The organism is Nonomuraea maritima, from assembly GCF_900100395.1.
In the GTDB taxonomy this organism is placed as follows: domain Bacteria; phylum Actinomycetota; class Actinomycetes; order Streptosporangiales; family Streptosporangiaceae; genus Nonomuraea; species Nonomuraea maritima.
This window is the reverse complement of record NZ_FNFB01000004.1, coordinates 46,682-73,000: the sequence shown is the minus strand read 5'-3', so window position 1 is coordinate 73,000 and position 26,319 is coordinate 46,682. Positions and strand designations below refer to the sequence as shown.

The 26,319-nt window shown below is 70.4% G+C and carries 24 protein-coding genes; 19 read left to right on the top strand and 5 right to left on the bottom strand.

What is annotated here, in order from left to right:
- Window position 1 precedes the first annotated feature (1 nt).
- The 3 genes from BLR04_RS41655 to BLR04_RS09120 all read right to left on the bottom strand — a co-directional run bounded on the left by BLR04_RS41655 (window position 2) and on the right by BLR04_RS09120 (window position 3,397).
- The gene (locus tag BLR04_RS41655) at window positions 2-1,090 is read right to left on the bottom strand and encodes a cupin domain-containing protein (protein WP_245740127.1); all 1,089 of its coding nucleotides are present in this window, start codon (window positions 1,088-1,090) and stop codon (window positions 2-4) included.
- A 145-nt stretch (window positions 1,091-1,235) separates the two neighbouring features.
- Window positions 1,236-2,465, bottom strand: coding sequence for a DUF349 domain-containing protein (locus BLR04_RS09125; RefSeq protein ID WP_090762233.1), 1,230 nt, complete (start codon window positions 2,463-2,465; stop codon window positions 1,236-1,238).
- A gap of 62 nt (window positions 2,466-2,527) precedes the next feature.
- The gene (locus tag BLR04_RS09120; RefSeq protein ID WP_342672261.1) at window positions 2,528-3,397 is read right to left on the bottom strand and encodes a peptidylprolyl isomerase; all 870 of its coding nucleotides are present in this window, start codon (window positions 3,395-3,397) and stop codon (window positions 2,528-2,530) included.
- Between the two features lie 138 nt (window positions 3,398-3,535).
- On the opposite strand from BLR04_RS09120, the gene BLR04_RS09115 reads away from it, so the two are divergent.
- The 3 genes from BLR04_RS09115 to aspS all read left to right on the top strand — a co-directional run bounded on the left by BLR04_RS09115 (window position 3,536) and on the right by aspS (window position 7,279).
- Complete coding sequence (locus BLR04_RS09115) at window positions 3,536-4,219, top strand: MBL fold metallo-hydrolase (protein ID WP_090761718.1); 684 nt, start codon at window positions 3,536-3,538, stop codon at window positions 4,217-4,219.
- A complete protein-coding gene (gene hisS / locus BLR04_RS09110; protein ID WP_090761716.1) occupies window positions 4,216-5,478 on the top strand; it encodes a histidine--tRNA ligase in 1,263 nt (420 codons plus the stop codon). Before BLR04_RS09115 ends, hisS begins: the two co-directional genes overlap by 4 nt.
- Window positions 5,479-5,545: 67 nt before the next feature.
- On the top strand, window positions 5,546-7,279 hold the full coding sequence (gene aspS / locus BLR04_RS09105) for an aspartate--tRNA ligase (protein WP_090761714.1): 1,734 nt from the start codon (window positions 5,546-5,548) through the stop codon (window positions 7,277-7,279).
- A 91-nt stretch (window positions 7,280-7,370) separates the two neighbouring features.
- Here aspS and BLR04_RS09100 read toward each other — a convergent pair whose 3' ends face one another.
- Window positions 7,371-8,279: a peptidylprolyl isomerase gene (locus tag BLR04_RS09100; protein WP_090761712.1), complete on the bottom strand. Its 909-nt coding sequence runs from the start codon at window positions 8,277-8,279 to the stop codon at window positions 7,371-7,373.
- A gap of 169 nt (window positions 8,280-8,448) precedes the next feature.
- Here BLR04_RS09100 and BLR04_RS09095 point away from each other — a divergent pair, with 169 nt between their 5' ends.
- The 16 genes from BLR04_RS09095 to BLR04_RS09020 all read left to right on the top strand — a co-directional run bounded on the left by BLR04_RS09095 (window position 8,449) and on the right by BLR04_RS09020 (window position 25,560).
- A complete protein-coding gene (locus BLR04_RS09095; RefSeq protein WP_090761710.1) occupies window positions 8,449-8,928 on the top strand; it encodes a DUF2231 domain-containing protein in 480 nt (159 codons plus the stop codon).
- A 116-nt stretch (window positions 8,929-9,044) separates the two neighbouring features.
- The gene (locus BLR04_RS09090; RefSeq protein WP_449291523.1) at window positions 9,045-10,286 is read left to right on the top strand and encodes a replication-associated recombination protein A; all 1,242 of its coding nucleotides are present in this window, start codon (window positions 9,045-9,047) and stop codon (window positions 10,284-10,286) included.
- A gap of 167 nt (window positions 10,287-10,453) precedes the next feature.
- On the top strand, window positions 10,454-10,846 hold the full coding sequence (locus BLR04_RS09085) for a DUF948 domain-containing protein (RefSeq protein ID WP_090761706.1): 393 nt from the start codon (window positions 10,454-10,456) through the stop codon (window positions 10,844-10,846).
- A complete protein-coding gene (locus BLR04_RS09080; RefSeq protein ID WP_090761704.1) occupies window positions 10,843-11,073 on the top strand; it encodes a hypothetical protein in 231 nt (76 codons plus the stop codon). Before BLR04_RS09085 ends, BLR04_RS09080 begins: the two co-directional genes overlap by 4 nt.
- A 48-nt stretch (window positions 11,074-11,121) precedes the next feature.
- Window positions 11,122-13,794 (top strand): alanine--tRNA ligase, encoded by a 2,673-nt coding sequence (alaS, locus tag BLR04_RS09075; RefSeq protein ID WP_090761702.1) that lies wholly within the window; start codon window positions 11,122-11,124, stop codon window positions 13,792-13,794.
- 1 nt (window position 13,795) lies between these two features.
- Window positions 13,796-14,275 carry a Holliday junction resolvase RuvX gene (gene ruvX / locus BLR04_RS09070; protein ID WP_090761700.1) on the top strand — a complete coding sequence of 160 codons (480 nt, stop codon included), beginning with the start codon at window positions 13,796-13,798 and terminating at the stop codon, window positions 14,273-14,275.
- A gap of 52 nt (window positions 14,276-14,327) precedes the next feature.
- Window positions 14,328-15,839: an endolytic transglycosylase MltG gene (gene mltG, locus BLR04_RS09065; protein WP_245740126.1), complete on the top strand. Its 1,512-nt coding sequence runs from the start codon at window positions 14,328-14,330 to the stop codon at window positions 15,837-15,839.
- Window positions 15,840-16,047: 208 nt separating this feature from the next.
- The gene (gene mltG, locus BLR04_RS09060; RefSeq protein ID WP_090761698.1) at window positions 16,048-17,196 is read left to right on the top strand and encodes an endolytic transglycosylase MltG; all 1,149 of its coding nucleotides are present in this window, start codon (window positions 16,048-16,050) and stop codon (window positions 17,194-17,196) included.
- A gap of 114 nt (window positions 17,197-17,310) precedes the next feature.
- Entirely contained in the window at window positions 17,311-18,159 is an 849-nt protein-coding gene (locus BLR04_RS09055; protein WP_090761695.1) for a shikimate dehydrogenase, read from the top strand.
- Window positions 18,160-18,399: 240 nt separating this feature from the next.
- Window positions 18,400-19,092 carry a translation initiation factor IF-3 gene (gene infC, locus BLR04_RS09050; protein ID WP_425413433.1) on the top strand — a complete coding sequence of 231 codons (693 nt, stop codon included), beginning with the start codon at window positions 18,400-18,402 and terminating at the stop codon, window positions 19,090-19,092.
- A 122-nt stretch (window positions 19,093-19,214) separates the two neighbouring features.
- A complete protein-coding gene (rpmI, locus tag BLR04_RS09045) occupies window positions 19,215-19,409 on the top strand; it encodes a 50S ribosomal protein L35 (RefSeq protein WP_090761693.1) in 195 nt (64 codons plus the stop codon).
- 24 nt (window positions 19,410-19,433) lie between these two features.
- The gene (rplT, locus tag BLR04_RS09040; protein ID WP_090761690.1) at window positions 19,434-19,817 is read left to right on the top strand and encodes a 50S ribosomal protein L20; all 384 of its coding nucleotides are present in this window, start codon (window positions 19,434-19,436) and stop codon (window positions 19,815-19,817) included.
- 71 nt (window positions 19,818-19,888) lie between these two features.
- A complete protein-coding gene (locus tag BLR04_RS09035; protein WP_090761688.1) occupies window positions 19,889-20,692 on the top strand; it encodes a TrmH family RNA methyltransferase in 804 nt (267 codons plus the stop codon).
- Window positions 20,693-20,742: 50 nt separating this feature from the next.
- The gene (locus tag BLR04_RS09030) at window positions 20,743-21,834 is read left to right on the top strand and encodes a sensor histidine kinase (RefSeq protein ID WP_090761686.1); all 1,092 of its coding nucleotides are present in this window, start codon (window positions 20,743-20,745) and stop codon (window positions 21,832-21,834) included.
- A gap of 130 nt (window positions 21,835-21,964) precedes the next feature.
- A complete protein-coding gene (gene pheS, locus BLR04_RS09025) occupies window positions 21,965-23,005 on the top strand; it encodes a phenylalanine--tRNA ligase subunit alpha (RefSeq protein ID WP_245740163.1) in 1,041 nt (346 codons plus the stop codon).
- Window positions 23,005-25,560 (top strand): phenylalanine--tRNA ligase subunit beta, encoded by a 2,556-nt coding sequence (locus tag BLR04_RS09020; protein WP_090761683.1) that lies wholly within the window; start codon window positions 23,005-23,007, stop codon window positions 25,558-25,560. The genes pheS and BLR04_RS09020 overlap by 1 nt, the downstream gene beginning before the upstream one ends.
- A 46-nt stretch (window positions 25,561-25,606) precedes the next feature.
- Here the strand turns inward: BLR04_RS09020 and BLR04_RS09015 are convergent, their stop codons facing one another.
- On the bottom strand, window positions 25,607-26,230 hold the full coding sequence (locus tag BLR04_RS09015) for a Uma2 family endonuclease (RefSeq protein WP_245740125.1): 624 nt from the start codon (window positions 26,228-26,230) through the stop codon (window positions 25,607-25,609).
- Window positions 26,231-26,319: the final 89 nt, after the last annotated feature.

The following is a 26,319-nucleotide window of genomic DNA, read 5'->3' as shown; positions in this document are numbered from 1 at the left end:
CCTATCCGGCCAGGCTCGGCAGGTTGACCACGATGGCCTCCTGCGTGCTGCGCGCGATCACCACGACGGCCTCGTTCTCGGGGTCGGGGTTCTCCTCGCGGTGCGGCACGTACGGGGGCACGAAGACGTAGTCGCCTGGCCGGGCGTCGAAGCGCGTCTCCTTGCCCTCGTCGAGGAACACGAACGACGGCGTGCCGCTGACCACGTAGATGGCCGTCTCGGAGGCGCCGTGGTGGTGGTCGGAGGACCGGGTGGCGGGGGCGACATGGGTCTGGCCCATCCACAGCCGGGCCGATCCGGTCGTGGCTCCGCTGACGGCGGCCAGCCGTCGCATGCCGGAACTCTGCGCTGTCTCGCCGGAGAGCTCTCCTGAGCGGACGTGCCGCAGGACCTGGTGGAAAGGGTCGCCCTCGGCCCGGTAGCCCTCCCAGAGGCGTCCTCCGGCCCGTTCGAGGACGGACGTGGCGACGGCGGCCAGGCGTACCGGGTTGTCGTGGGCGGCGAGCAGCTCGTCGGCGAGCACGGGGTCGTGCTCGCGCAGCTCGCGCAGCAGCCACTTGCCGCTGCCCTCCCACCTGCGCCCCAGGCCGAGCGCGGTGCCGGCGACGGCGCGGACGAGCTCCCAGCGGATGAACGCCTCCTCGCCGGGATCGCTCGCCCCGGCCAGGTCGTCGAGCAGGTCGGACAGCACGTAGCGGGCCCGTTCCGCCTGGTCGGGGGTGAGCCCGCCGGGACCGGACGACAACCGCTCGCCGAGCGCACTCTGCAGGTCGCTGGCCCGTCCGCCGGTGCGGTCGGTCAGCACGGCGCCCTCGGCGCAGATGCGGGCCAGAGTCGGCCGGCGCCGGTCGAAGTCCTTGTCGAAGTAGGCCTCGAGGCTGGTCTCGCTGTGCACGAACAGCTCGACCGGCCAGTCGTGCCACCGCAGCGACTCGCGGTAGGGGACGGCCAGGCCGTCGAGCACCACGACGACGTCGAGGTCGGAGGTGCCGGTGCGGCGCTCGGTGAGCACGCTGCCGCCGACGAAGGCGTACAGGGCGCCCGGGAACAGCTCTTCGACGAGAGCGCGCGCGGCGGTGACGGGATCCATGCCCTCAGACTAGATCTCCGACCCCTGCCCGCGCCTGCCGATCACCCGACGCGAACCCCGCGATGACCGGCGCTCCGGGGGAGCCGTAGGCCCGCCCTGCCGGGGACGGCGGGGCGGGCTCGCGGGGGAGAGCCCGGCTGACGGGTCAGCTGAACTCGGCGAGGGTGCGTTCGGCCTCCGCCAGCCACGAGCGGCGGGCGGTGATGGCCTCCTCGGTCTCCTTGACGTCCTTCGCGCGCCCGGCGGCCTGAGCCTTGGCGAGCTGCTTCTCCAACTGCTCGATGGACGTGCGGAGCTGGTCGACCGTGCTCTGGGCGCGGGCCCTGGCCTCGGGGTTGGAGCGCTTCCACTCCGCGTCCTCGGCCTTGCGCACGGCGTCGTCGATCTTGCGCAGCCCGCCCTCGAGCCGGTCGCGCTGGTCGCGCGGCACGGGGCCGGCGGCCTCCCACCGCTCGAGGAGACCGCGCAGCGCCGCCCTGGCAGCGCGTACGTCGGTCACCGGCAGGATCTTCTCGGCCTCGGCCAGCAGCTGCTCCTTGACCTCGGCGTTCGCCGCGAGCGAGGCGTCGCGCTCGGCGAACACCGCGGAGCGAGCCTGGAAGAACTGGTCCTGGGCGGCCTTGAAGCGGCCCCACAGCTCGTCCTCGACCTCGCGCGAGCCGCGGCCGGCGCTCTTCCACTGCTGCATGAGGTCGCGGTACGCCGCGGCGGTCGCACCCCAGTCGGTGGAGCCGGCGATGGCCTCGGCCTCGGCGACGATGCGCTCCTTGGTCGCCCGCACGCCCTCGCGCTGCTCGTCGAGCCCCGCGAAGTACGCCTTGCGCCGCTTGGCGAAGGCCGTGCGCGAGGCCGAGAGCCGCTTCCACAGCTGGGCCTCGGTGACCCGGTCGATGCGGTCGGCCGCCTTCCACTCCTCGATGAGCTGGCGCAGCCGCTCGCCGCCGGACTTCCAGTGGGTGGTCTCGTCCGCGATGCGCTCGGCCTCGGCGACGATGCGTTCCTTGACCGTCCTGGCCTCGGCGCGCGCCCGCTCGCGGGCCGCCTTGACCTCCTCACGTCGCCGGCCGACGAGCTCGGTCAGGCCGTCGAGCCGGGCGACCAGCGCGCCCAGGTCGCCGACGGCGTGGGCGTCGGCCACGGCCTCGCGCAGCTTGGCGATGCTCGACTCGGCCTGTGCCGGAGCGAGGTCCGTGCCCCGGACGCGCTGCTCCAGCAGCTGAACCTGGCCGGCCAGCTCGTCGTACTTGCGATGGAAGTAGGCCAGTGCCTCTTCGGGTTCACCGGCCTGCCAGGACCCGACGGCCCGTTCTCCCTCAGCCGTACGCACGTAGACGGTGCCGTCGTCGTCTACCCGGCCCCACGGGTCGGTGCTCACCGTGTCCTCCCGCACTATCCATCAGACCCTTCGGGACTACTTCGTCCCTAGTTTGTATTACGTCAGCTCTTGCCGGTGATTGTCACGTCTTTGATTTCGACGGTTTGCTTTGGTGCTCCGGTCCCGTCTCCGCTGTCGGCGATCACGCCCGCTTTGTTCACCTTGTCCAGGATGTCGAGCCCCTTGGTGATCGTACCCACCGGCGTGTAATTGGGGGTAAGTCCGATGTCGCCGTAAACGAGGAAGAACTGGCTTCCCGTGGAGCCCGGCGCCGAGGTTTTGGCCATCGCCATCACACCGCGCTTGTACTGGGCGCCCTGAAGGTTCTCCTCGGCCATCACGTAACCCGGGCCGCCCGAGCCGTCCTGGCTCTTGCCGTCGGCCTTCGCGGTCGGGTCACCGCACTGCAGCATGGGGAACTGGTCGTTGCCGAGACGGTGGCACTTGCTGCCGTCGTAGTACTTCTTCTTCGCCAGGAACTCCAGCGAGTTGGTGGTGCACGGAGCCTTGGCGTTGTCCAGCTCGACAACGATGTCGCCCAGATTGGTCTTGAGCGTCATCGTCTTCGTGGCGGGTTTCGTCGAGACCTTCGTCGGAGGCGTGCCGACGTCCTTGACCTGCCCGCCGGTGGTGTCGGGGGCATAGTCGCACGTACCGGTCGCCGCATCGTACGGCTTCGGGCCCGTGGCCGCCGACGCGGCTTCCGTGGCGGCGGGCGAGGAGGACGCCGAGGACGCCGCCTCCGGGCCCGCGTCGTTACCGCCGAGCAGGGCGACCGCGGCGACGATGCCGCCCACCACGATCACCACACCCGCCGTGGAGCCGATGATCGCCGTGCGCTTTGCCTTCTGCTCGTGCTCGGCGCGGCGCTGCAGCTGCCTCTCGTGGTGCTCGCGCGCCAGCTGCCTCTGTCGGTCCTTCCCCGTGGCCACCGCTTTGCCTCCCATAGTCAATCAACTGAGGTGGGCGAATCGTATCGGCCAACGGGTAATGATTCGCAGCCCGGCGACCCGCACCGGTACCCTTCGGTTACATTCCCATTGACTTTTCGACGAGATCACCTGAGGCAGATGCTCATCGCCGGCTTCCCCGCAGGGGCCTTCCAGACCAACTGTTACGTCGTCGCGCCCGCCGCCGGTGAGGAGTGCGTGGTCGTCGATCCAGGTCAGGACGCCACCGACGGCGTGGACGAGCTGCTGCGCGAGCACCGGCTCAAGCCGGTCGCCGTCCTGCTCACCCACGGCCACCTCGACCACGTCTGGTCGGTGGCCCCGGTCTGCGGCGCGCGTGACATCCCCGCGTGGATCCACCCCGACGACCGCCACCTGCTCTCCGACCCTGCCGCCGGCTGGTCGGGCACGAGCGAGTCGCTGTTCGGCGGCCTCACCCTGAGCGAGCCCGACGACGTGCGCGAGCTGTCCGACGGGGCCGTGCTCCGGCTCGCCGGTCTCGAACTCGTGGTCGACCACACGCCCGGCCATACCAGGGGGTCGGTGAGCTTCCGGCTGCCCGATGACGCCATCATGTTCTCGGGCGACCTGCTGTTCGCCGGCTCCATCGGCCGCACCGATCTTCCCGGTGGCGACCACGCGACCATCATGCGCAGCCTGGCTACCAAGTGTCTGCCGCTGCCTGACGATACGGTCGTCCTGCCGGGCCACGGACCACAGACCACGATCGGCCGCGAGCGCGTCGCCAACCCGTACCTGAAAGAGGCGGCGCCGCACGCCGGTCCCACACAGGGGATCTCATGAGTTTCCAAGCACCGAAAGGCACCTTCGACTGGCTGCCCCCGCGTTCCGAGCGCGTGCTCGCCGTACGCGAGGCGCTGGCCGCGCCGCTGCGCGGGGCCGGCTACGGCTACATCGAGACGCCGGTCTTCGAGGACGCCCAGCTGTTCGCCAGGGGCGTGGGCGAGTCGACCGACATCGTCTCGAAAGAGATGTACACCTTCCCCGACAAGGCGGGCCGCTCCCTGACGCTGCGCCCCGAGGGCACCGCCTCGGTCGTGCGCGCGGTGCTGCAGCACAACCTGCACACCGGCCAGCTGCCGGTGAAGCTGTGGTACTCCGGCAGCCAGTTCCGCTACGAACGCGCCCAGAAGGGCCGCTACCGCCACTTCTGGCAGGTGGGGGCCGAGGCGCTCGGTTCGGAAGACCCGGCGCTCGACGCCGAGCTGATCGTGCTCGGCGTGCGCGGCTTCGCCTCGCTCGGGCTGAAGAACGTACGGCTGCTCGTCAACTCGCTCGGCGACAAGAACTGCCGGCCCGCCTACCGGGCGGCGCTGCAGGAGTTCCTGCGCGGGCTCGACCTCGACGACGACACCCGGGCCCGCATCGAGATCAACCCGTTGCGGGTGCTCGACGACAAGCGGCCCGAGGTGCAGGCGCAGCTGGCCGGCGCGCCGCTGGTGGTCGACCACCTCTGCGCCGCCTGCAAGGCCTACCACGAGGAGGTCCGCACGCTGCTGGCCGCCGAGGGCGTCGCCTTCGAGGACGACCCGCGGCTCGTGCGCGGCCTCGACTACTACACGCGCACCACGTTCGAGTTCGTCCACGACGGGCTCGGCTCGCAGTCGGCGGTCGGTGGCGGCGGCCGCTACGACGGCCTCAGCGAGATGCTCGACGGCCCGCCGCTGCCCAGCGTCGGTTGGGCGCTCGGCGTCGACCGCACCTTCCTCGCCATGGAGGCCGAAGGGCTGCTCGACGACGACGCCACGCAGAGGCGCGTGCAGGTGTACGGTGTCCCGCTGGGTGACGACGCCCGCCGCCGGATGTTCCAGCTCGTCAACGAGCTGCGCCGGGCGGGCGTCAGCGCCGACATGGCATTCGGCGGCAAGGGGCTCAAGGGCGCGATGAAGGGTGCGGACCGCTCGGGTGCCGCGTACGCGCTGATCCTGGGCGAGCGTGACCTCGCCGCCGAGGTCGCGCAAGTGAAAGACCTGGCCACCGCCGAGCAGGCCGAGGTGCCGCTGGCCCAGGTCGTCGACGTTCTGAAGGGAAAGGTGAAGTGATCCGCAGGTCGGCGCGGGCCGGATCGCCGCTTCCCTTCCCCTCCTCTCCATATGAAGGGAAAGTGCAGTGATCCGCACGCATATGGCCGGGTCGCTCCGTGAGGAGCACGCCGGGCAGCAGGTGACGCTCGCGGGATGGGTGGCGCGTCGCCGTGACCACGGCGGCGTCGTCTTCATCGACCTGCGCGACGCCTCCGGCTCGGCGCAGGTGGTCTTCCGCGAGGAGGACCACGCCCACGACCTGCGCGCCGAATACTGCGTGAAGGTCGTCGGCAACGTCCGGGTACGGCCCGAGGGCAACGAGAACCTCGAGCTGCCGACCGGCGCGATCGAAGTGGTGGCCGACACCGTCGAGGTGCTCAGCGAGTCGGCGCCGCTGCCGTTCCCGATCGAGGGCAACGTGGGGGTGTCGGAGGAGGCGCGGCTGAAGTACCGCTACCTCGACATCCGCCGCCAGCAGGTGGCCAACGCGATGCGCGTCCGCTCCAAGGCGACCTACCTCGCCAACGAGGTGATGCACGAGCTCGGCTTCGTCTACGTCGAGACGCCCACGCTGACCCGCTCCACGCCCGAGGGCGCGCGCGACTTCCTGGTGCCGGTGCGCCTGCAGCCCGGCAACTGGTACGCGCTGCCGCAGTCGCCGCAGCTGTTCAAGCAGCTCCTTCAGGTCGCCGGCCTGGAGCGCTACTACCAGCTGGCCAAGTGCTACCGCGACGAGGACCTTCGGGCCGACCGGCAGCCCGAGTTCACCCAGATCGACGTCGAGATGTCCTTCGTCGACCAGGAGGACGTCATCGCGGTCGGCGAGAAGCTGATCGGGCGGCTGTGGCAGGAGATCGTCGGCTACGAGATCCCGCTGCCGCTGCCGCGCATGACGTACGCCGACGCCATGGCCCGCTTCGGCTCCGACAAGCCCGACCTGCGCTTCGGCCAGGAGCTCGTCGAGATGACCGACTACTTCGCCGGCACCACGTTCCGCGTCTTCCAGGCCGACTACGTGGGCGCGGTCGTCATGCCCGGCGGGGCCTCGCAGACCCGCAAGGAGCTCGACGGCTGGCAGGAGTGGGCCCGCTCGCGCGGCGCCAAGGGCCTGGCGTACGTGCTCGTGCAGGAGGACGGCACGCTCGGCGGTCCGGTCGCGAAGAACCTGTCGGAGGAGGAGCTGTCCGGGCTGGCCGCCAAGGTCGGCGCCGCTCCTGGCGACGCGATCTTCTTCGCCGCCGGCGCCAGGAGCGCCTCGCGTGACCTGCTCGGCGCGGCCCGCCTCGAGATCGGTCGGCGCTGCGGCCTGATCGACGAGTCGCAGTGGTCGTTCCTGTGGGTGGTCGACGCCCCCATGTTCGAGGAGGACGGCGAGGGCGGCTGGACGGCCGTCCACCACCCGTTCACCGGGCCGAAGCCGGAGTGGGCCGACAACTTCCAGGACCACCCGGGAGAGGCCCTCGCGTACGCCTACGACATGGTGTGCAACGGCATGGAGATCGGTGGCGGCTCGATCCGTATCCACCGGGCCGAGATGCAGCAGCGCGTCTTCGACGTGCTCGGCATCTCCAAGGAGGAGGCGGAGAGCAAGTTCGGCTTCCTGCTGGAGGCGTTCAAGTACGGCCCGCCCCCGCACGGCGGCATCGCCTACGGCTGGGACCGGATCTGCATGCTGCTGTCCGGCGGCGATTCGATCCGTGACGTGATCGCGTTCCCGAAGACCGCCTCGGGCTTCGACCCGCTGACCGGCGCGCCCACGCCGATCACGACCGAGCAGCGCAAGGAGGCCGGCGTCGACGCCGCCCCCAAGCAGCAGTAGACACGACAAAGGGCGGGCGTCGCGTGCGACGCCCGCCCTTTGTCGTGCGTTCCGTGCGGGACGGGCCTGGGGAGGACCGTCCCGCCGCGGGTCAGGAGAAGATGATCCGCTTGATGATCACCGGGTTCTTGGGGGCCGTGGTGCCGCCGTCGCCGGTGATGTCGCTGTCGTTGATGATCAGGTCCTTGCCGCTGCTGGCCAGGCCGAGCAGCGTGTCCATGCCCTCGCTGACCATGCCGATGACCGAGTAGCCCGAGCCGATCTGCTGGTTCTCGGGTGACAGGGAGAAGGCGAACTGACTGTTGTTCTGGCCCGCCGCGTCGCCCGGCTGCGTCATGAACACCACGCCCTGGCCGAGCGGGATGTCGATGTTCTCGTCGGCGTAGACGTAGCCGGCCGTGCCCTGGCCGTCGGTCGGGTTCTTGCCGTCGGCCTTGGCCTGCGGGTCACCGCACTGCAGCATGTGCACGCCGGAGACGTCCGGCGTGACCAGGCGGTGGCACTTCATGTTCGTGTAGAACTTCTTCTTCGCCAGGAAATTGATCGAGTTGATCGCGCAGGGCGCGGCGTCCGTCATCAGGTCGACGGTGACGGTGCCCCGGTTGAGGACGATCGTCATCTTCTTGTACTTCATGACGGTCGGCTTCCTGGGGGGCAGCCCGACGAACTTGTTGGGCACCGAGGTGTCCCGCTTGTAGGAGCAGGTCACGGGGCCCGTCCGCGTCGGGGTGGGCGACGGGTCGGGCAGGATCCCGGTGGAAGCCGTGGGGGACGCACTGCTCTCCGCCGCGACCGGGTCCGGGTCCGCGTTCTTGCCGACCAGAGTGGTCGCGGCGAAGATGCCGCCCGCGACCAGGACCACGGCAACGCCGGCGCCGATGAAGGTGTTCCGCCTGGACTTGCCGGTCTGCTCGGAGGCTCGCTTGGCCTGCCGTTCCTTGTGCGCCCGCGCCAGCTCGCTCTGGCGGTCTTCTTCGTTCTGGCGGTCGTCGCCGCTCACCGCTATGTCCCTTCACTTTTGCCAACGCATGACCTAACAGCTCCGCGCATGCTACCGGCCCTCGATATGTGGCGGACGTAAGTGGCGAAAGCCATGCGAACTGACTCCTGAGGTCGCGAACCATATCGCGCTCCCACACGTAGTTGAAATGAGCACCAAAGGAGGGACCTTGTTCGACCAGATACTGGGCCTGCCGGCCCATCCCCTGATCATCCACTTCGCGGTCGTGCTGACGCCACTGCTCGTCGCCGTCGCCGTGGCCTACGCGCTCGTGCCCCGCTGGAGGGGAAACGTCGCCTGGGCGCTGGTGCTGCTCGCGCCGGCCGGCTCCCTGGCGGTGTTCGCGGCCAGGCAGAGCGGCGAGCGACTCAAGGAGGCCCGCTTCGGCACGGCCGAGGGCGAACTGGCCGCCCGCATCACCACCCACGAGAGCTTCGCGACGCCCCTGCTGCTGTCGGTGCTCGGCCTCACCGTCGCGTCCCTCCTGCTGGTGTACGCCACCAGCCCCGCCCGCGACTCGGTGGGCCGTGACCGTCTCGGTCGTCCCGTCACGGTGCTCCTCACCGTGCTGACGGTGGCTCTGGCGCTCGTGGTGGCGTACTTCGTCTTCCGGGCCGGCGACAGCGGCGCGAGAGCCGTCTGGGGGTAGGGGGCCGGGCTCCGGCGGCGGACCGGTGGGCCGCGGCCAGCGTGTAATCTCGCGTTGTGGACAGCCTGTTCGATTCCGCCGCCGAGGAGGCCACCCCGCAGCCGCTCGCGGTGCGGATGCGCCCGCGCACGCTCGACGAGGTGATCGGCCAGCGTCACCTGCTCGGCCAGGGCACCCCGCTGCGGCGGCTGGTCGAGAGCGAGGCCCCCATGTCGTTGTTCCTGTGGGGCCCGCCGGGCACCGGCAAGACCACGCTCGCCTACGTCGTCTCCAACGTCACCAAGCGCCGCTTCGTCGAGATCTCGGCCGTGTCGGCGGGCGTCAAGGACGTGCGGGCCGCCATCGACGACGCCCGCCGCGAGCTCGGCATGACGGGCCGCCAGACCGTCCTGTTCGTCGACGAGGTGCACCGCTTCAACAAGGCCCAGCAGGACGCCCTGCTGCCCGCCGTGGAGAACCGCTGGGTCACCTTCATCGGCGCCACCACCGAGAACCCGTTCTTCTCGGTCATCTCGCCGCTGCTCTCGCGCTCGCTGCTGCTCACGCTGGAGTCGCTGTCCGACGACGACGTGCGCGCGGTGCTGGAACGCGCCGTGTCCGACCCGCGCGGCCTCGGCGGCCGCGCCACCCTGGCCCCCGAGGCCCTCGACCATCTCGTACGCCTCGCGGGCGGCGACGCACGCCGGTCGCTGACGTACCTGGAGGCCGCGGCACTGCTGGCCGACGACATCACCGCCGAGGTGGTGGAGAAGGCGGTCGACAAGGCCGCCGTCCGCTACGACCGGCAGGGCGACCAGCACTACGACGTGATCAGCGCGTTCATCAAGTCGATGCGCGGCTCCGACGCCGACGCCGCGCTCCACTACCTGGCCCGCATGATCGAGGCGGGGGAGGACCCACGCTTCATCGCCCGCCGCATCGTCATCTTCGCCTCCGAGGACGTCGGCATGGCCGACCCCACGTGCCTGCAGACCGCGGTCGCCACGGCGCAGGCCGTGCAGCTCATCGGGCTGCCCGAGGGGCAGATCAACCTGGCGCAGGCGGTGATCCACTGCGCGCTGGCGCCGAAGTCCAACGCCGTGGTCAAGGCCATCGGCGCCGCGATCGGCGACGTGCGACGGGGGCTCATCGGCCAGGTGCCGTCCCACCTGCGTGACGCCCACTACCCCGGGGCGGCCAAGCTCGGCCACGGCGAGGGCTACAAGTACCCGCACGACTACGACCACGGGCTCGTCCGCCAGGACTACGCGCCCGAGCAGGTGCGCGACCGGCGCTACTACGAGCCGACGCGGCACGGCGCCGAGGCGCCGGTGGCCGAGCGCTGGTCCAAGATCCGCGACTTCCTCCGCGGCTCCTGACGGGGGACACGCCGCTGCTGCTGGTCGTCCGCCGAACGCGTACCGGCGTCGTGAAAGGGTTTCGGCCGACGTGGCTGCCGGGTCATGGTCGATTTCCGGACTAACGTTGTCACCCGAACGCGATAGGGTCTTGCCGTTCCGGCCCAGCGTACGAGGGAGATACGCGGATGCTTACCGCTGGAGAGGTCGCCGGGCTGATCGCGGCCGTGGGCTGGATCGTCCTGGTCTGCGTGATGGTCATGGTGCTGGTCAGGCTGGCCAAGCTGCTCACCGCCACCACCAAGGCGGTCTCGGAGCTCAACGACCGGCTGGGGCCGCTGCTCGACGACGTCAGCAGCACGGTCGCCGAGACCAACCGGCAGCTCGTCGCCGTCGAGGCCATCGCCCACGATGTGAAGCAGGTCACCGGCCATGCGGCCAAGCTCACCGGTGTGACGCAGACCATCTTCACCGGCCCGCTGATCAAGGTCTCGGCGCTGGGTCACGGCGTGCGCCGCGCCATCGAGGTGCGCCGTTCGACGAGCCCGCGGCCCCCGGTCCGCCAGGGGAGGCCGTCGTGATCAGGCGGCTGTTCTACCTGTCGCTCGGCGCGTTCCTCGCGCTGTGGGTGGTGCGCAGGCTGCAGGCGCTGCAACCCGACCACGTCGCCCGCCGTACGGCCGACCGCGCGACGGGCATGCTCCGGCAGGTGAGAGACTTTACCCACGACGTGCTCGGCGAGGCCGCGGAGCGCGAAACCGAGTTGCGGGCACGCTTCGGGCTCGGCAACTCTGAGAACCACAGCTGAGAACCGCAGCTGACAACCCCGACTGACTCAACGCAAAGGATGGCCACCATGGAGTCGGCAGAGATCGCCCGCCGCTTCCTGCGCTTCTTCGAGGAGCGTGGGCACAAGGTCGTGCCCTCGGCCAGCCTGATCGCCGAGGACCCCACGCTCCTCCTGGTCCCTGCCGGTATGGTGCCCTTCAAGCCGTACTTCCTGGGGCAGCGCAAGCCTCCGGCGTCACGGCTGACCACGGCGCAGAAGTGCGTCCGTACGCCCGACATCGACGAGGTCGGCAAGACCACCCGGCACGCCACGTTCTTCCAGATGCTGGGCAACTTCTCCTTCGGCGACTACTTCAAGTCCGACGCCATCCCGTTCGCGTGGGAGCTGCTCACCAGGTCCGAGTCCGACGGCGGCTTCGGCTTCCCCGAGGAGAAGCTGTGGGCGACCGTCTACCACGACGACGACGAGGCCTACGATCTCTGGCGCCACAAGGTCGGCCTGCCCGACGAGCGCATCCAGCGCCGCGGCCTCGAGGACAACTACTGGCACATGGGCGTGCCCGGCCCCGGCGGCCCCTGCTCCGAGATCTACTACGACCGTGGCCCGGAGTACGGCAAGGAGGGCGGCCCCGTCGCCGACGAGGACCGCTACCTCGAGGTGTGGAACCTCGTCTTCATGCAGTACCAGCTGAGCACCGTCCGCACCAAGGTCGACTTCGACGTCGCGGGTGAGCTGCCGGCGAAGAACATCGACACCGGCATGGGCCTGGAGCGCATGGCGGCGATCCTGCAGGGCGTCGACAACATCTACGAGATCGACACCACCTACAAGATCCTCGACAAGGCGGCCGAGCTCACCAAGACCCGCTACGGGCGCGACGACCGCGCCGACGTGAGCCTGCGGGTGGTCGCCGACCACGTCCGCACCGGCACGATGCTGGTCGCCGACGGCGTGCTGCCCAGCAACGAGGGCCGCGGCTACGTCCTGCGCCGCATCCTGCGCCGTTCCGTGCGCAACCTGCGCCTGCTCGGCTCCGGCGACGACCGCTACATGCACGAGCTCACCGACGTCGCGATCAACGTCATGGGCGAGCAGTACTCGCAGCTCAAGATCGACGCGCCGCAGATCCACGCGGTCATCGACGCCGAGGAGGCGAGCTTCCTCGGCACGCTCCGCACCGGCACCGCGATCTTCGACGTGGCCGTCGAGGAGACCAAGCGCAAGTCCGGCACGACGCTCTCCGGCGACCAGGCCTTCCAGCTCCACGACACCTACGGCTTCCCGATCGACCTCACCCTCGAGATGGCGGCCGAGCAGGGCCTCAAGGTCGACGAGGAGGGCTTCCGCCGGCTCATGAAGGAGCAGCGGCAGCGGGCCAAGGCCGACGCCGCGGCGAAGAAGACCGGCAACGCCGACATCTCCGTCTTCGGCCACCTGCTGGAGAGCGCGGGCAAGGTCGAGTTCCTCGGCTACGACCAGACCGAGGCCGACACCAGCGTGGTCGGCATCCTCGTCGACGGCGCGTCCGTGCCGACCGCGAGCGAGGGCGCCACGGTCGAGATCGTCCTGCAGCGCACCCCGTTCTACGCCGAGGGCGGCGGCCAGCTCGCCGACCAGGGCGTGATCCGCACCAGCGGGGCCCACGTCGACATCCTCGACGTGCAGTCGCCGCTGGCCGGGCTCGTCGTCCACCGCGGCAAGGTGCGCAGCGGCGAGCTCCGGGTCGGCGACGAGGCCCAGGCCGAGATCGACATCGAGCGCCGGCGCGCGATCTCGCGCAGCCACAGCGCCACCCACCTCGTCCACCGCGGCTTCAAGAACGCGCTCGGCGAGACCGCGGCGCAGGCCGGTTCGGAGAACTCGCCCGGCCGCTTCCGCTTCGACTTCACCGCGGCCGGCGCCGTGCCGGCGAGCGTGCTGCGCGACGTCGAGGACGAGGTCAACGCGGTGCTCATCAACGACCTCAAGGTCAACGCCTTCTACACCTCGCAGGCGGAGGCCCGGGCGATGGGCGCGCTCGCGATGTTCGGCGAGAAGTACGGCGACGAGGTCCGCGTCGTCGAGATCGGCGAGTACTCCCGCGAGCTCTGCGGCGGCACCCACGTCCACAGCTCCGGCCAGCTCGGCCTGGTCAAGGTGCTGGGCGAGCAGTCGGTCGGCGCGGGCGTGCGCCGGGTCGAGGCGCTCGTCGGCATCGACGCCTTCCGCTTCCTGGCCCGCGAGAGCGTGCTGGTGGCCCAGCTCACCGAGCAGCTCAAGGCGCGTCGGGAAGAGCTGCCCGAGCGCATCGATGGCATCGTCACCCGGCTGCGCACGGCCGAGAAGGAGCTCGAGAAGCTGCGCTCGGCCCAGGTGCTCGAGGTGGCAGGCGATCTCGTCGCGCAGGCCCGCGACCTGCAGGGCGTCGCCGTGGTGACGCACCGCGCGCCTGATGGAACCGGCGCCGACGATCTGCGTAAGCTCGCGCTTGATGTGCGTGGCAGGTTCCCGGCCGACCGGCCGGCGGTCGTGGTGATCGCCGGCGCCCCCTCCGACCGGCCCGTGGTGGTTGCCGCGGTCAACGAGGCGGGACGTGAGCGGGGGCTCAGGGCCGGACAGCTGGTCGGCGTCGCCGCCAAGGCTCTTGGGGGTGGCGGTGGCGGCAAGGACGACGTCGCGCAGGGTGGCGGCACACGACCGGAGGCGATCGGCGACGCGCTGCGTCTGGTTGAGGACGCCGTCGCGGGGCAGCTCGGCTGACATGAGGTTCGGTTCACGGATCGGCGTCGACGTCGGATCCGTACGTATCGGCGTGGCCCGCAGCGACCCTTCTGGGCTGCTGGCCACGCCGGTGGAGACGGTGCGGCGAGGCAAGGGCGATCTGGAACGTATCGCCGCGATCGTCGCCGAGCACGAGGCGATCGAAGTCGTGGTGGGGTTGCCCACCTCGCTGTCCGGACGCGAGGGCCAGGCGGCCGGGCTGGCGCGCGAGTTCGCCGCCAGGCTCGCGGCCCGGCTCGCGCCCACACCGGTACGTCTGTTCGACGAGCGGCTCACCACGGTCGCGGCGCAACACGGCCTGCGGGCCAGCGGCGTCCGCGCCAAGAAGCAGCGCGGCGTCGTCGACCAGGCGGCCGCGGTCGTGCTGCTGCAGGACGCGCTCGACTCAGAACGTGCCACGGAAAGACCACCAGGCAGGCCCGTCGAACCGCCCACCGCGGCCGACGGACCTGCCTCGTGAACGCCCGGCACTGGAACCGGGCGGACGCCCGGCGGGCCGGCGGGGTGGTCGTGTGAACAGGCCACCCGACGACGCTCCCGAGTACGACGACGCGGGTGACATGATCCCGTTCCTCGACGATCCGGAGCCCGCGACCGGGGCGGCGCCGTCCCAAGACGGCGACCACCGCACGGAGCCCGCGCCCGCGGGCGTCGCGGGCGCCACAGACGGTGGCCGGCTCTCCGACGGGCCAGGAACTGCCGATCCCGGCCCTCACCCCGGCCTCGCGGACGCGGTCCCAGGCCCTGCGGAGTCCGGCCAGGGCGGCGACGAGTCCGGCCGAGGCCCGGTGGAGCACGCGAGCGGCCAGGGCCGGGAGGGCGCCGCAGGGCGTGAAGGCCGCGCGGACGTGCATGCCGAGGGCAGCACCGAGCGCGACGAGCCCGGCCAGGCGGCCCACAGGTCCGGTACCGCGGGGCAGACGCCCGACGGCAGCCCAAGCGGCGACGGCGGCGTGCCGGCGGCCGCGGAGGCACAGGCGTCCGACGGTAGGCGGCGGGCCGTGCGGCAGGTGGGACTGCTGGCGGCGGGGGTACTGGTCGGGGCGTTGGCGCTGGGTGTCGGCGCGGTGGTGTGGTTGAAGCCGTACCTCAGTCCTGAGGACTTCGAGGGGACGGGCAGTGGCGCCGTGACGGTGCGTATCACGCCCGGTTCCAGTGCCGCGAGCATCGGCTCCACGCTGGAGAAGGCGGGGGTCGTGGCGAGCGCCGAGTCGTTCGTCGAGGCGACGGAGGCCCGCTCGGTGAGCGACCGGCTGCGGCCAGGTCACTACCGCCTGCGCAAGGGCATGGCCGCGACGGCGGCGCTCGACCTGCTGCTCGCGCCCGCGTCCCGGGTCGTGACACGGGTCACGGTGCCGGAGGGCCTGCGGGTGTCGGAGGTGCTGCCCCGTGTGGCCAAGGCGACGGGCATACCGCTCGCCGAGCTCCAGGGCGTCGACAAGGAGCTGGTCGGCCTTCCCTCGTACGCCAAGGGCCTGGAGGGCTTCCTCTTCCCGGCCACGTACGAGGTCGAGCCGGGCGACACGGCCGTGGACGTGCTGGCCGCGATGGTCGAGCGCTTCAGGCAGGCGGCCCGGCACGTGCGCCTGGAGGAACGGGCGAAGCAGGTGAACCTGACCCCGTTCGAGGCCGTGACGGTGGCCAGCCTCATCCAGGCCGAGGGCGGCACCGACGACGACTACCCGAAGATCGCGCGGGTCATCTACAACCGGCTGGCGAAGGACACCCCGCTGGAGATCGACAGCACGGTGCTGTACGCCCAGAACCGCCGGACGCTGAAGGTCTCGGAGAAGGACACCAAGGTCGACTCTCCCTACAACACGTACCGTCACAAGGGGCTACCGGTGGGCCCCATCGCCAACCCCGGAGAGAAGGCGCTGGTAGCCGCGCTGAACCCGGCCAAAGGCGATTGGCATTGGTTCGTGACGACTGATCCAGCCCATAGAATCACCAAATTCACCGACAAAGAGAGCGAGTTCGTGAGATACCGGGAAGAGTTGAACAAGAACCTCGGGACGAACTGATGTTCGATAGACTCCCCCCCATTCCGGTACGAAGATTCACATTTGGGTCATATGTCCCCTTTTTGTCCTCTACGATGGCCCAGAGAGATCTCCGCTGGTCGTGGGACCATGCCCAGCGGCCCCCCCAGTTCCGCTCGGTGACCCCAGCCGGTTGGGCGCTTACGCTTGACGTCAGGCGGGCGGCGCCGGGAGATTGGCCAGCGCAGCTATGAACGATCTCGACCTGAACGCACTGCTCGGTGCCGAGGACGACGAGACCAGTCGGCGCGGTAGACGCGCGGCCCGACGCCGGCGCAAGCGCCGCAGCAGAGGCCGGTTCGTGGCGCCGCTGCTCGCGTTCGTCGTCCTCGCCGGCATTCTCGGCAGCGGCGGGTACTACGGCTACCACTGGATCAACGACGCGATCACGCCCGACGACTACACGGGTCAGGGCACCGACGAGATCGTCATCGAGATCAAGGACGGGCAGAGCGCCTCCGACGTGGCCGTCGAACTCGAGCGCCAGGGCGTCGTGGCCAGCGCGAGGGCGTTCGCCAACGCCATCGCCAACGCGCAGAAGAGCGACAAGCTCCAGCCCGGCGAGTACAAGATGCGCCGCCAGATGTCGGCCGTGGCCGCGGTGGCCCTGCTCGATCCGGACAAGCGCCTGGTCAACGACCCGGTGACGATCAAGGAGGGGCTGCGGCTGTCCGACACCCTGAAGACGCTGGCGAAGGGGACCGGCAAGCCGCTCAAGGAGTTCGAGGCCGCCGCCAAGGACGCCGGAGACCTCGACCTGCCGTCGTACGCGAAGGGCAAGCTGGAGGGGTACGTCTTCCCGGCCACGTACGAGTTCGAGCCGAAGACCACGCCGAAGGAGATGCTCGCGGCGATGGTCCAGCGCTTCCGGCAGACGGCCAAGAGTGTCGAGCTCGAGGACGGCGCCAAGGCGCTCGGGCACACGCCGCACGAGATCATGACGATCGCGAGCATCGTCCAGGCCGAGGCCGGCCGCGCCGAGGACATGCGGAAGATCGCCCGCGTCATCTACAACCGGCTCGAGCACAACCCGGCGATGACGTTGTCGATGGACAGCACCGTGATGTACGCGCTCAACAAGTACGGAACGTACGCGACGCACGCCGAGCTGGAGACCAAGTCGCGCTACAACACCTACAAGTACACCGGCCTGCCGCCGGGGCCGATCGCCAACCCCGGTGACCACGCCATCGAGGCGGCGCTCAACCCGGCCGACGGCCCCTGGCTGTTCTTCGTGGCCACCGACCCCAAGAGCAACGTCACCAAGTTCGCCACCACCGACACCGAACGCCAGGCGCTGGTCGCCGAGTGCATGAGGAACGGCGGCTGCGGCGGCTGACCCCGCAGGCTGTGTCGCTCTCCGTGTCGCTGCACGTGTCGCTGCCCGTGTCGCCGTCCGTCCGTGAGTGGCGGGCGGGCGGCGATAGGGTCGTGCTGTTCGGAAGGAGTGGGGATGCGCGCTGCCGTGCTGGGGTCACCCATCGGCCATTCGCTCTCGCCCTGCCTGCACAGGGCCGCCTACCACGCGATGGGGCTCGACGGGTGGAGCTACGAGGCGTTCGAGTGCGACGAGGAGCGGCTGCCAGGGCTGCTGGAGCAGCTGAGGCCGGTGCGCGGCGCGCCCGGCGCCGGAGATGACGCCTGGGCCGGGCTGTCGCTCACGATGCCGCTCAAGCGGGCCGTGCTCCCTCTGCTTGACACGGTTTCCACGCTGGCCGTCGACGTCGGCGGGGCCAACACCGTGGTCTTCCGCGACGGGCGCGCGCACGGCGACAACACCGACGTCCACGGCATCGAGCGGGCCCTGGCCGAGGCCGGGGTTCCGGCGCCCCGGTCGGCGGCGGTGCTGGGCGGCGGGGCCACGGCGGCGTCCGCGCTCGCGGCGCTGCGTAACCTCGGCCTGCATTCCGTGACGCTGCTCGTCCGCGACCCCGCGCGGGCCGGTGAGACGGTCGGGGTGGCCGAGCGGCTGGGGGTGGCGCTGGAGGTGGAGACGTTCGACAAGCTCGACCTGTTCACCCGGGCCGACCTGGTGGTCTCCACGCTGCCGGGCGGGGCGGCCGACGCCTTCGCCGAGCAGCTGGCGGAGGTGCCCGCGCTGTTCGACGTCGTCTACGCCCCCTGGCCGACGCGGGCGGCCGCGGCGGTCCGTGCCGCCGGCGGCATCGTGATCGGTGGGTTCGAGATGCTGCTCCACCAGGCGGTACGGCAGGTGCAGCTGATGACCGGCTCGGCCGGAGTGCCGATCGAGGCGATGCGGGCGGCCGGGGAGGCCGAGCTGCGGCGCCGCTCGGCCGGCTGAGCGAAGCTGGTCAGGGTTTTGCGGCCCTCTGCCCGACTTGTAACCCTGGTCGGGGATGATTCGGCGGGCCCGCGGGGTTGTGGTAGTGTAGCTCTCTGATCGGTCCGGCATGCCTTGCTGGACGCGCAAGCGGAGGTCTCCCTCCCACCCGGGTCGCCGAAAGGTGGCCGGGTCCAGGATCACGCCGGACTACTCCGGGGAGCTCGAGGCCACGAAAGCCACAGAGCTCAGTGGCCCCGCATGCGCGACGTGCGGGGCTTTTCGCGTTCGAGGGAACGCGTCAAGCCCTCGTACGACGAGCACGTAGGGATCGCAAACCTAGGAGGCCCCATCAGCACTGAGCCCCGCATCAACGAGCGTATCCGAGTTCCCGAGGTTCGCCTCGTGGGCCCGAACGGCGAGCAGGTCGGCATCGTCTCGATTCACGATGCCCTCAAGCTCGCCCAGGAGGCCGACCTCGACCTTGTTGAGGTCGCGGCCACGGCTCGACCGCCCGTGTGCAAGCTCATGGACTACGGCAAGTTCAAGTACGAGTCCGCGATGAAGGCGCGCGAGGCGCGCAAGAACCAAGCGCACACGATCATCAAGGAGATCAAGCTCCGGCCGAAGATCGACCCGCACGACTACGAGACCAAGAAGGGTCACGTGGTGCGGTTCCTCAAGGCAGGGGACAAGGTCAAGGTCACGATCATGTTCCGCGGACGAGAGCAGTCCCGGCCGGAACTCGGTTTCCGGCTGCTGCAGCGGCTGGCGGAGGACGTCCAGGAGCTCGGCTTCGTGGAATCCCACGCCAAGCAGGACGGCCGTAACATGATCATGGTGATCGGTCCGCACAAGAAGAAGGCCGAGGCCAAGGCCGAAAAGGCCGCCGCCAAGGCGCAGCGCGGCGACGAGGAGCCTTCCTCACCGGAACCTTCCTCACCGGAAGCGTGACCCGCCGTTGGGGTTAGCCTTTACTGCAGCCCCAGCAGCCGCCAGCAGACGAAAGACGCCGAGACCGGGTCGGCCACCACCGGCCCGGCCACCGGCACGACCACATGAGGAGAGACGGCGACATGCCGAAGATGAAGACGCACAGCGGTGCGAAGAAGCGGTTCCGGGTCACCGGCACCGGCAAGATCAAGCGCCGCCGTGCCAACCGTGCGCACTACAACGAGTGGAAGTCGTCCACGCTGACGCGCCGTCTCAAGAACGAGGTCGTCCTTTCCGACGCCGATTCCAAGAAGATCAAGAAGCTGCTCGCCAAGTAGCGCGAACCCCCGGGGAGAAGAAACATGGCACGCGTGAAGCGGGCGCTCAACGCCAAGAAGAAGCGTAAGGTCGTACTCGAGCGGGCCGCCGGTTACCGCGGCCAGCGGTCGAGGCTGTACCGCAAGGCCAAGGAGCAGATGCTCCACTCGATGACGTACGCCTACCGGGACCGCAAGGACCGTAAGGGCGCATTCCGTCGTCTGTGGATTCAGCGCATCAACGCCGCGGCCCGGCAGAACGGCATCACCTACAACCGTCTGATCCAGGGTCTGCGTCTGGCCAACATCGAGGTCGACCGTAAGATCCTGGCCGACCTCGCGGTCAACGACAGCCAGACCTTCGCCACGCTCGTCGAGGCCGCCAAGAAGGCGCTGCCGGCGAACGTGAATGCTCCGGCCGCCGGCTGAAGCACATTGCCTTGACGCAGGGCCCACCGATGTCGGTGGGCCCTTTGTTGTTCGCACGAGTGGGAGAGACGATGGCCGGATCCGAGCTGACCAACGTGAGATCGCCGCGGGTCAAGGCCGCCAGACGACTCACCAAGCGGGCCTTCCGCGATCAGGACCGCCGCTTCCTGGCCGAGGGGCCGCAGGCGGTGCGCGAGGCGCTCAAGCTCGACGGCGTCACTCTGGAGCTGTTCAGCACGGCCGACGCCGAGTTGCGCCATCCCGAGCTCATCACCGAGGCCACGCTGCGCGGCATCCCCGTCCACCGGGCCAGCGGCGAGGTCATGTCGGAGCTGTCGCAGACCGTGACGCCGCAGGGGCTGGTGGCCGTGTGCAGGCTCCTGCACGTGCCGCTGGAGGAGAGCCTCGAGGGCCGGCCGCAGCTGGTGGCGATGCTCGCCCACGTACGCGACCCCGGCAACGCCGGCACGGTGCTGCGGGCGGCCGACGCCGCCGGAGCCGACGCCGTGGTCTTCACCGACGCCTCCGTCGACCCGTACAACGGCAAGTGCGTGCGCGCGAGCGCCGGGAGCCTTTTCCATCTGCCCGTCGTCATCGGTGCACCGGTCGCCTCCGCCGTGCGTCAACTCAAGGAGCGGGGCATGCGCGTGCTGGCGGCCGACGGCGCGGGCAAGCACACGCTCGATGATGTCGATCTTTCAGGACCGACCGCGTGGATCTTCGGCAACGAGGCCTGGGGACTTCCGGAGGAGATCCTCGCCGAGGCGGACGATGTGGTGCGCGTGCCCATCTACGGACAGGCGGAAAGCCTGAACCTGGCCACCGCGGCGGCGGTCTGCCTCTACTCCTCGGCGAGGGCTCAGCGGGTGCCCTAGGCGGCCGGAAACCCGCTATTGTCGGCGTTGTAGGCGGAGGAGGCGAGGTCGTGCACGGCGCAGACACCGAGGGGCGGCTGGTGGCCGCCTCGTGCACGATAGCCGTCGACGACCTTCCCGACGGGCTCATCGTGGCCGACCGCCACGGGTGCGTGCTGGCCGTCAACCGGGCCGCCGCCCGCCTCACCGGCGTCCCGATGGAGCGCGCGGTCGGCGGGCACATGAACGACGTGTTCCCCTTCCGCGACCACGACGGCCGCGACTGGTGGAAAGCCCTCGACCCGGAGAGCGGGCTGCCTACCCGGGTCCGGGTGCCCGAGCGCCCGCTGCACCTGCCCGGTGGTCAGGAGCTCTACGTCGCGGCCCGTCTCGTACGCGAGCCCGAGCGCGGCGGCGAGGTCGAGCGGGTCGCGATCACGCTGCGCGACGGCGGCGCGCGCGCCCGGCTGGAGCGCAGCCGCGCCGACCTGGTCTCCACCGTGGCCCACGAACTGCGCTCGCCGCTCACCAGCGTCAAGGGGTTCACCGCGACGCTGCTGGCCAAGTGGTCGCGCTTCACCGACGAGCAGAAGCTCGTCATGCTCGAGACCGTCAACAACGACGCCGACCGCGTCACCCGGCTCATCACCGAGCTGCTCGACGTCTCGCGCATCGAGTCGGGCCGGCTGGAGGTGCGCCGCCAGGTCGTAGACCTGCCCGCGCGGGCGCGCCGGCTCATCGCGGGCCGGGTCGCGGCCGGGGAGCGGGAGGACCGCTTCCGTCTCGTCGTCGGGGACGAACTTCCCGAGATGTGGCTCGACCAGGACAAGATCGACCAGATCCTGGGTAACCTGGTGGAGAACGCGGTGCGCCATGGGCGCGGCACCGTGACCATCGAAATCGAGTCGGTCGGATGGGGAGTCGCCGTGTCGGTGCGCGACGAGGGCGAGGGCATCGAGCCCGAGCTGGCCCCGCGCGTCTTCAGGCAGTTCTGGCGGGGCGGCAACAGCCGCCGCCGCGGTGGCACGGGGCTCGGCCTGTTCATCGTCAAGGGCCTGGTCGAGGCGCACGGCGGCACGATCGTCGTGCAGCGCGCACCCGAGGGCGGAGCGGAGTTCCGATTTACCGTGCCCACCGGCACGCCCGACTTCGCCACCCCGTAGGGCGCGCAAGTCGGTCCCGGTGGGCGGGCCCACTAGACTTTTTCCGCTCAAGCCCTGGATACGGAGCTCACTCTTGTCTGACTACGACCCCGTTGAGGTGACACCCTTGCACGCCGACGAGGTGTCCCGCATGGAGGCCGACGCCATCGCGGCGATCAAAGCGGCCGGCGACCTCGACGCACTGAAGCAGGCCAGGCTGGCGCACGCGGGCGACCGCTCGCCCATCGCCCTGGCCAACCGCGAGATCGGCGCGCTGCCACCGGCCGCCCGCGCCGAGGCCGGCAAGCGCGTCGGCAGCGCCCGCAGAGCGATCAACGAGGCGCTGGCCGCCCGCCAGGCCGAGCTGGAGGCCGAACGCGACGCGCGGGTGCTCGTCGAGGAGACCGTCGACGTCACCCTGCCGTGGGACCGCCGGCCGCGCGGCGCCCGCCACCCGCTGACCACGTTGCAGGAGCGCATCGCCGACGCGTTCGTCGCCATGGGATACGAGGTGGCCGAGGGGCCCGACCTCGAAGGCGAATGGTTCAACTTCGACGCGCTCAACATCGCCAAGGACCACCCGGCGCGCAGCGAGCACGACACGTTCTTCGTGGGGTCCACCGATTCCGGCATGGTGCTGCGCACGCAGACCTCGCCGGTGCAGATCAGGGCCCTGCTCCAGCGCGAGCTGCCGGTCTACGTCATCTCGCCGGGCAAGACGTTCCGCACCGACGAGCTCGACGCGACCCACACCCCGGTCTTCCACCAGACCGAGGGGCTCGCCATCGACGAGGGCCTGACGATGGCCCACCTGAAGGGCACGCTCGACCGGTTCGCCGAGGTGATGTTCGGCAAGGGCATCACGACCCGGTTCCGGCCCAACTACTTCCCGTTCACCGAGCCGTCCGCCGAGATGGACCTGAAGTGCTTCGTCTGCCGGGGCGCCTCCGCGGTCCCCGGCAACCCGCCCTGCCGCACCTGCAAGTCGGAGGGCTGGATCGAGTGGGGCGGCTGCGGCATGGTCAACCCGCGCGTGCTGATCGCCTGTGGCGTCGACCCGGCCCGCTACTCCGGGTTCGCGTTCGGCATGGGCATCGAGCGGACGCTGATGTTCCGCCACAACGCCGAGGACATGCGAGACATGGTCGAGGGCGACGTGCGTTTCACCCTCCCGTTCGGAATGGAGATCTGATGAAGGTCCCGCTTTCCTGGCTGCGGGAGTACGCCGATCTCCCGGCGGTCACCGCCCACGAGGTGGCCGACAAGCTCACCGCCGCCGGTCTGAAGCTCGAGGCGATCACCTCGCACGGCCACGACGTCAAGAACGTCGTCGTCGGCGAGGTCCTCGAGATCGAGGAGCTGACCGGCTTCAAGAAGCCGATCCGGCACTGCAGGGTCGACACGGCCGAGGCCGAGCCGCGGATGATCGTCTGCGGCGCGACCAACTTCGTGGTCGGCGACCGCGTGCCCGTCGTGCTCCCGGGCGGCGTGCTGCCCGGCGGGTTCGAGGTGGGGGCGCGCAAGACGTACGGGCGCATGTCCGAGGGCATGATCTGCTCCGAGCGTGAGCTCGGGCTGGGCGAGGACCACAACGGCATCATGGTGCTGCCCGCGGGCACGCCGCTCGGCGCCGACGTGGTCGAGCTGCTCCAGCTGCGCGACGACGTGATCGAGCTCGAGATCACGCCCGACATCGGCTACGCCCTGTCGATCAGGGGCGTGGCGCGCGAGGCGGCGACGGCGTTCGGGGTGGCCTTCCGCGACCCCGCCGACGTCGAGCTGCCCGCCGCGACCGGGCCCGCCTGGCCGGCCTCCATCGCCGACCCGACGGCGTGCGACCGGTTCGTGCTGCGCGAGGCGACCGGCTTCGACCCGGCCGCCGAGAGCCCGCTGTGGATGCGCGTACGCCTCACGCGGGCCGGCATGCGTCCGGTGTCGCTGGCCGTCGACGTCACCAACTACCTGATGCTGGAGCTCGGCCAGCCGCTGCACGCGTTCGACCGGGCCAAGCTCACCGGTGAGATCGTCGTACGGCGGGCGGCGCCCGGCGAACGGCTGGAGACCCTCGACCACGTCGTCCGCGAGCTCGACCCTGACGACATCCTCATCACCGACCAGTCGGGGCCGCTGTCGCTGGCCGGCACGATGGGCGGTCTGCAGACCGAGATCTCCGCCGACACGACCGACATCGTCGTCGAGGCCGCCCACTTCTCCGCCACCGGCATCTCGCGCGGCTCGCGCCGCCACGGCCTGGTGTCGGAGTCGTCGAAGCGCTTCGAGCGGGGTGTCGACCGCGAGCTGCCGCTCGTCGCGTCATGGAAGGCCGTGCGGATGCTGGCCGAGCTGGGCGGCGCGACGGTGCAGCCCGGTCTCACCCACACCGAGATCGAGGTGTCGCCGCCGCGCATCGCGATCCCGGCGAGCCATCCCGGCGCGGTGGCCGGCGTTCCGTACACCACGGAGACCGTGGTCGCGCGGCTGGAGCAGGTGGGCTGCGTCGTCACCGACGGCGCCGACCCGGCCGTGCGCCGTGGCGGCGTCGACCCGACGGGCGTGGTCACCGGCGGCGAGCTGGCCGCGAAGCTGGCCGTCACCGGCGACGACATGATCACGGTGACGCCGCCGTCCTGGCGGCCCGACCTCACCGACCCCAACGACCTTGCCGAAGAGGTCATCCGGCTGGAGGGCTACGAGAACCTCCCGTCGGTGCTGCCCTCCGCCCCCGCGGGTGCGGGCCTCACCGAGGGGCAGCGGCTGCGCCGCCGGGTCGGCCGGGCGCTGGCCGAGGGCGGCTACGTCGAGGTGCTGAGCTACCCGTTCATCAGCTCCGCCGACTTCGACCGGCTGCTGCTGCCCGCCGACGACGCGCGGCGCTCGGCCATGCGGCTGGCCAACCCCCTGTCGGAGGACGAGCCGCTGCTGCGCACGACGCTGCTGCCCGGGCTGCTCAAGACCCTGGTGCGCAACGCCGGGCGTGGGTTCACCGACGTGGCGCTGTTCGAGACGGGGTCGGTCTACCGGCCGCGCGAGGACGCGCCCGAGGCGGCTCCCGTGTTCGGGGTCGAGCGCCGGCCGACCGAGGAGGAACTCGCCTCGATCGAGGCCGCCCTGCCCGACCAGCCGCTGCGGGTCGCGGTGGTGCTGGCCGGGGAGTTCGAGCGGTCCGGCTGGTGGGGCGCCGGTCGCGCGGCCTCGTGGGCCGACGCGGTGCAGGCCGCGCGGCTGGTCGCGGGTGAGGCGCGGGTGGAGCTGTCCATCAGCGCCGATCAGCACGAGCCCTGGCACCCCGGCCGGTGTGCCGCCCTCTACGTGGGCGACACCCTGGTGGGGCACGCGGGCGAGCTGCACCCGCGCGTCATCGAGGCGTACGGGCTGCCGCCCCGCACGGCGGCGATGGAGCTCGAGCTGTCGCGGCTCGAGTCGGTCATGCCGGGCCCGGTCGAGACCCCCGCGGTGTCGGCGTACCCGGTGGCGACGCAGGACGTCGCGCTGATCGTGCCCGACTTCACGCCGGTGGCCGACGTCGAGGCGGCGCTGCGTGACGGGGCGGGCGAGCTGCTGGAGTCGATCCGGCTGTTCGACGTCTACGCCGGGGAGCAGGTGGGCGAGGGCAACAAGTCGCTCGCGTACACCATGAGGTTCCGTGCCTCCGACCGGACGCTGACGGTGGAGGAGACGACGGCGGCGCGCGACGCGGCGGTGGCGGTGGCCGCCGACCGGGTGGGCGCCCAGCTGCGCAGCAGCTGACATCGACGGCTGAGGGGCCGGTGCGGCGAACCGCCGCACCGGCCCCTCATCGGCTTCGAAGCACGTACAGCGTGTCGAGGTCGATGTCGACGTCGAAGGGGACGCTGAGCTTCAGCCGGTCGTGGTGGACGCCGGCGGCGACGTACGAATTCGTGGCCGGGTCGATCTCGTAGACGAACACGGCGGGCTTGCCGTGGATCTCCTCGATCCGCCAGTAATGCGGGATGCCCGCCTGCGCGTAGAGGACGGGCTTGCGCTCCCGGTCGCGTACGGCGGAGTCGGGGGAGACCACTTCGACGGCCAGGACGACGTCTTCGGCCTCGAAGAAACTGATCTCGCTGCCGATGACCGCTTGGGGGCCAACGACGATGAGGTCGGGCTCGGGACGCTGCTGAGGTCCGAGCTTGACGCTCATCTCCTGGATCACCTCATGGCCTGCGGGGGCAAGCTTGTCGAGTGCCGCATGGAGCCGGAAGATGACCGACTGATGGAAGTGTCGCTGGGGGCTCACGAAGACCAAGCTTCCATCAATCAACTCTGTGTGCGCAGGTAGATCCGGAATGTGATCGAGGTCTTCCGCGACGAAGCCCTCTGGGGGAGGGAACACCCAGTCGGGAAGCGAGAGGTGGGGCGTCATCGTGGTGATCACCGCTTCGGCAGCCATGGTCATGTTGTAACGCTATCAATCTATGGTGCTCACGCCTCGTGAACGGGCATACGCGTAGCCGGATCTGGGGTGGAGGAGTCAGGGCTGGGAGA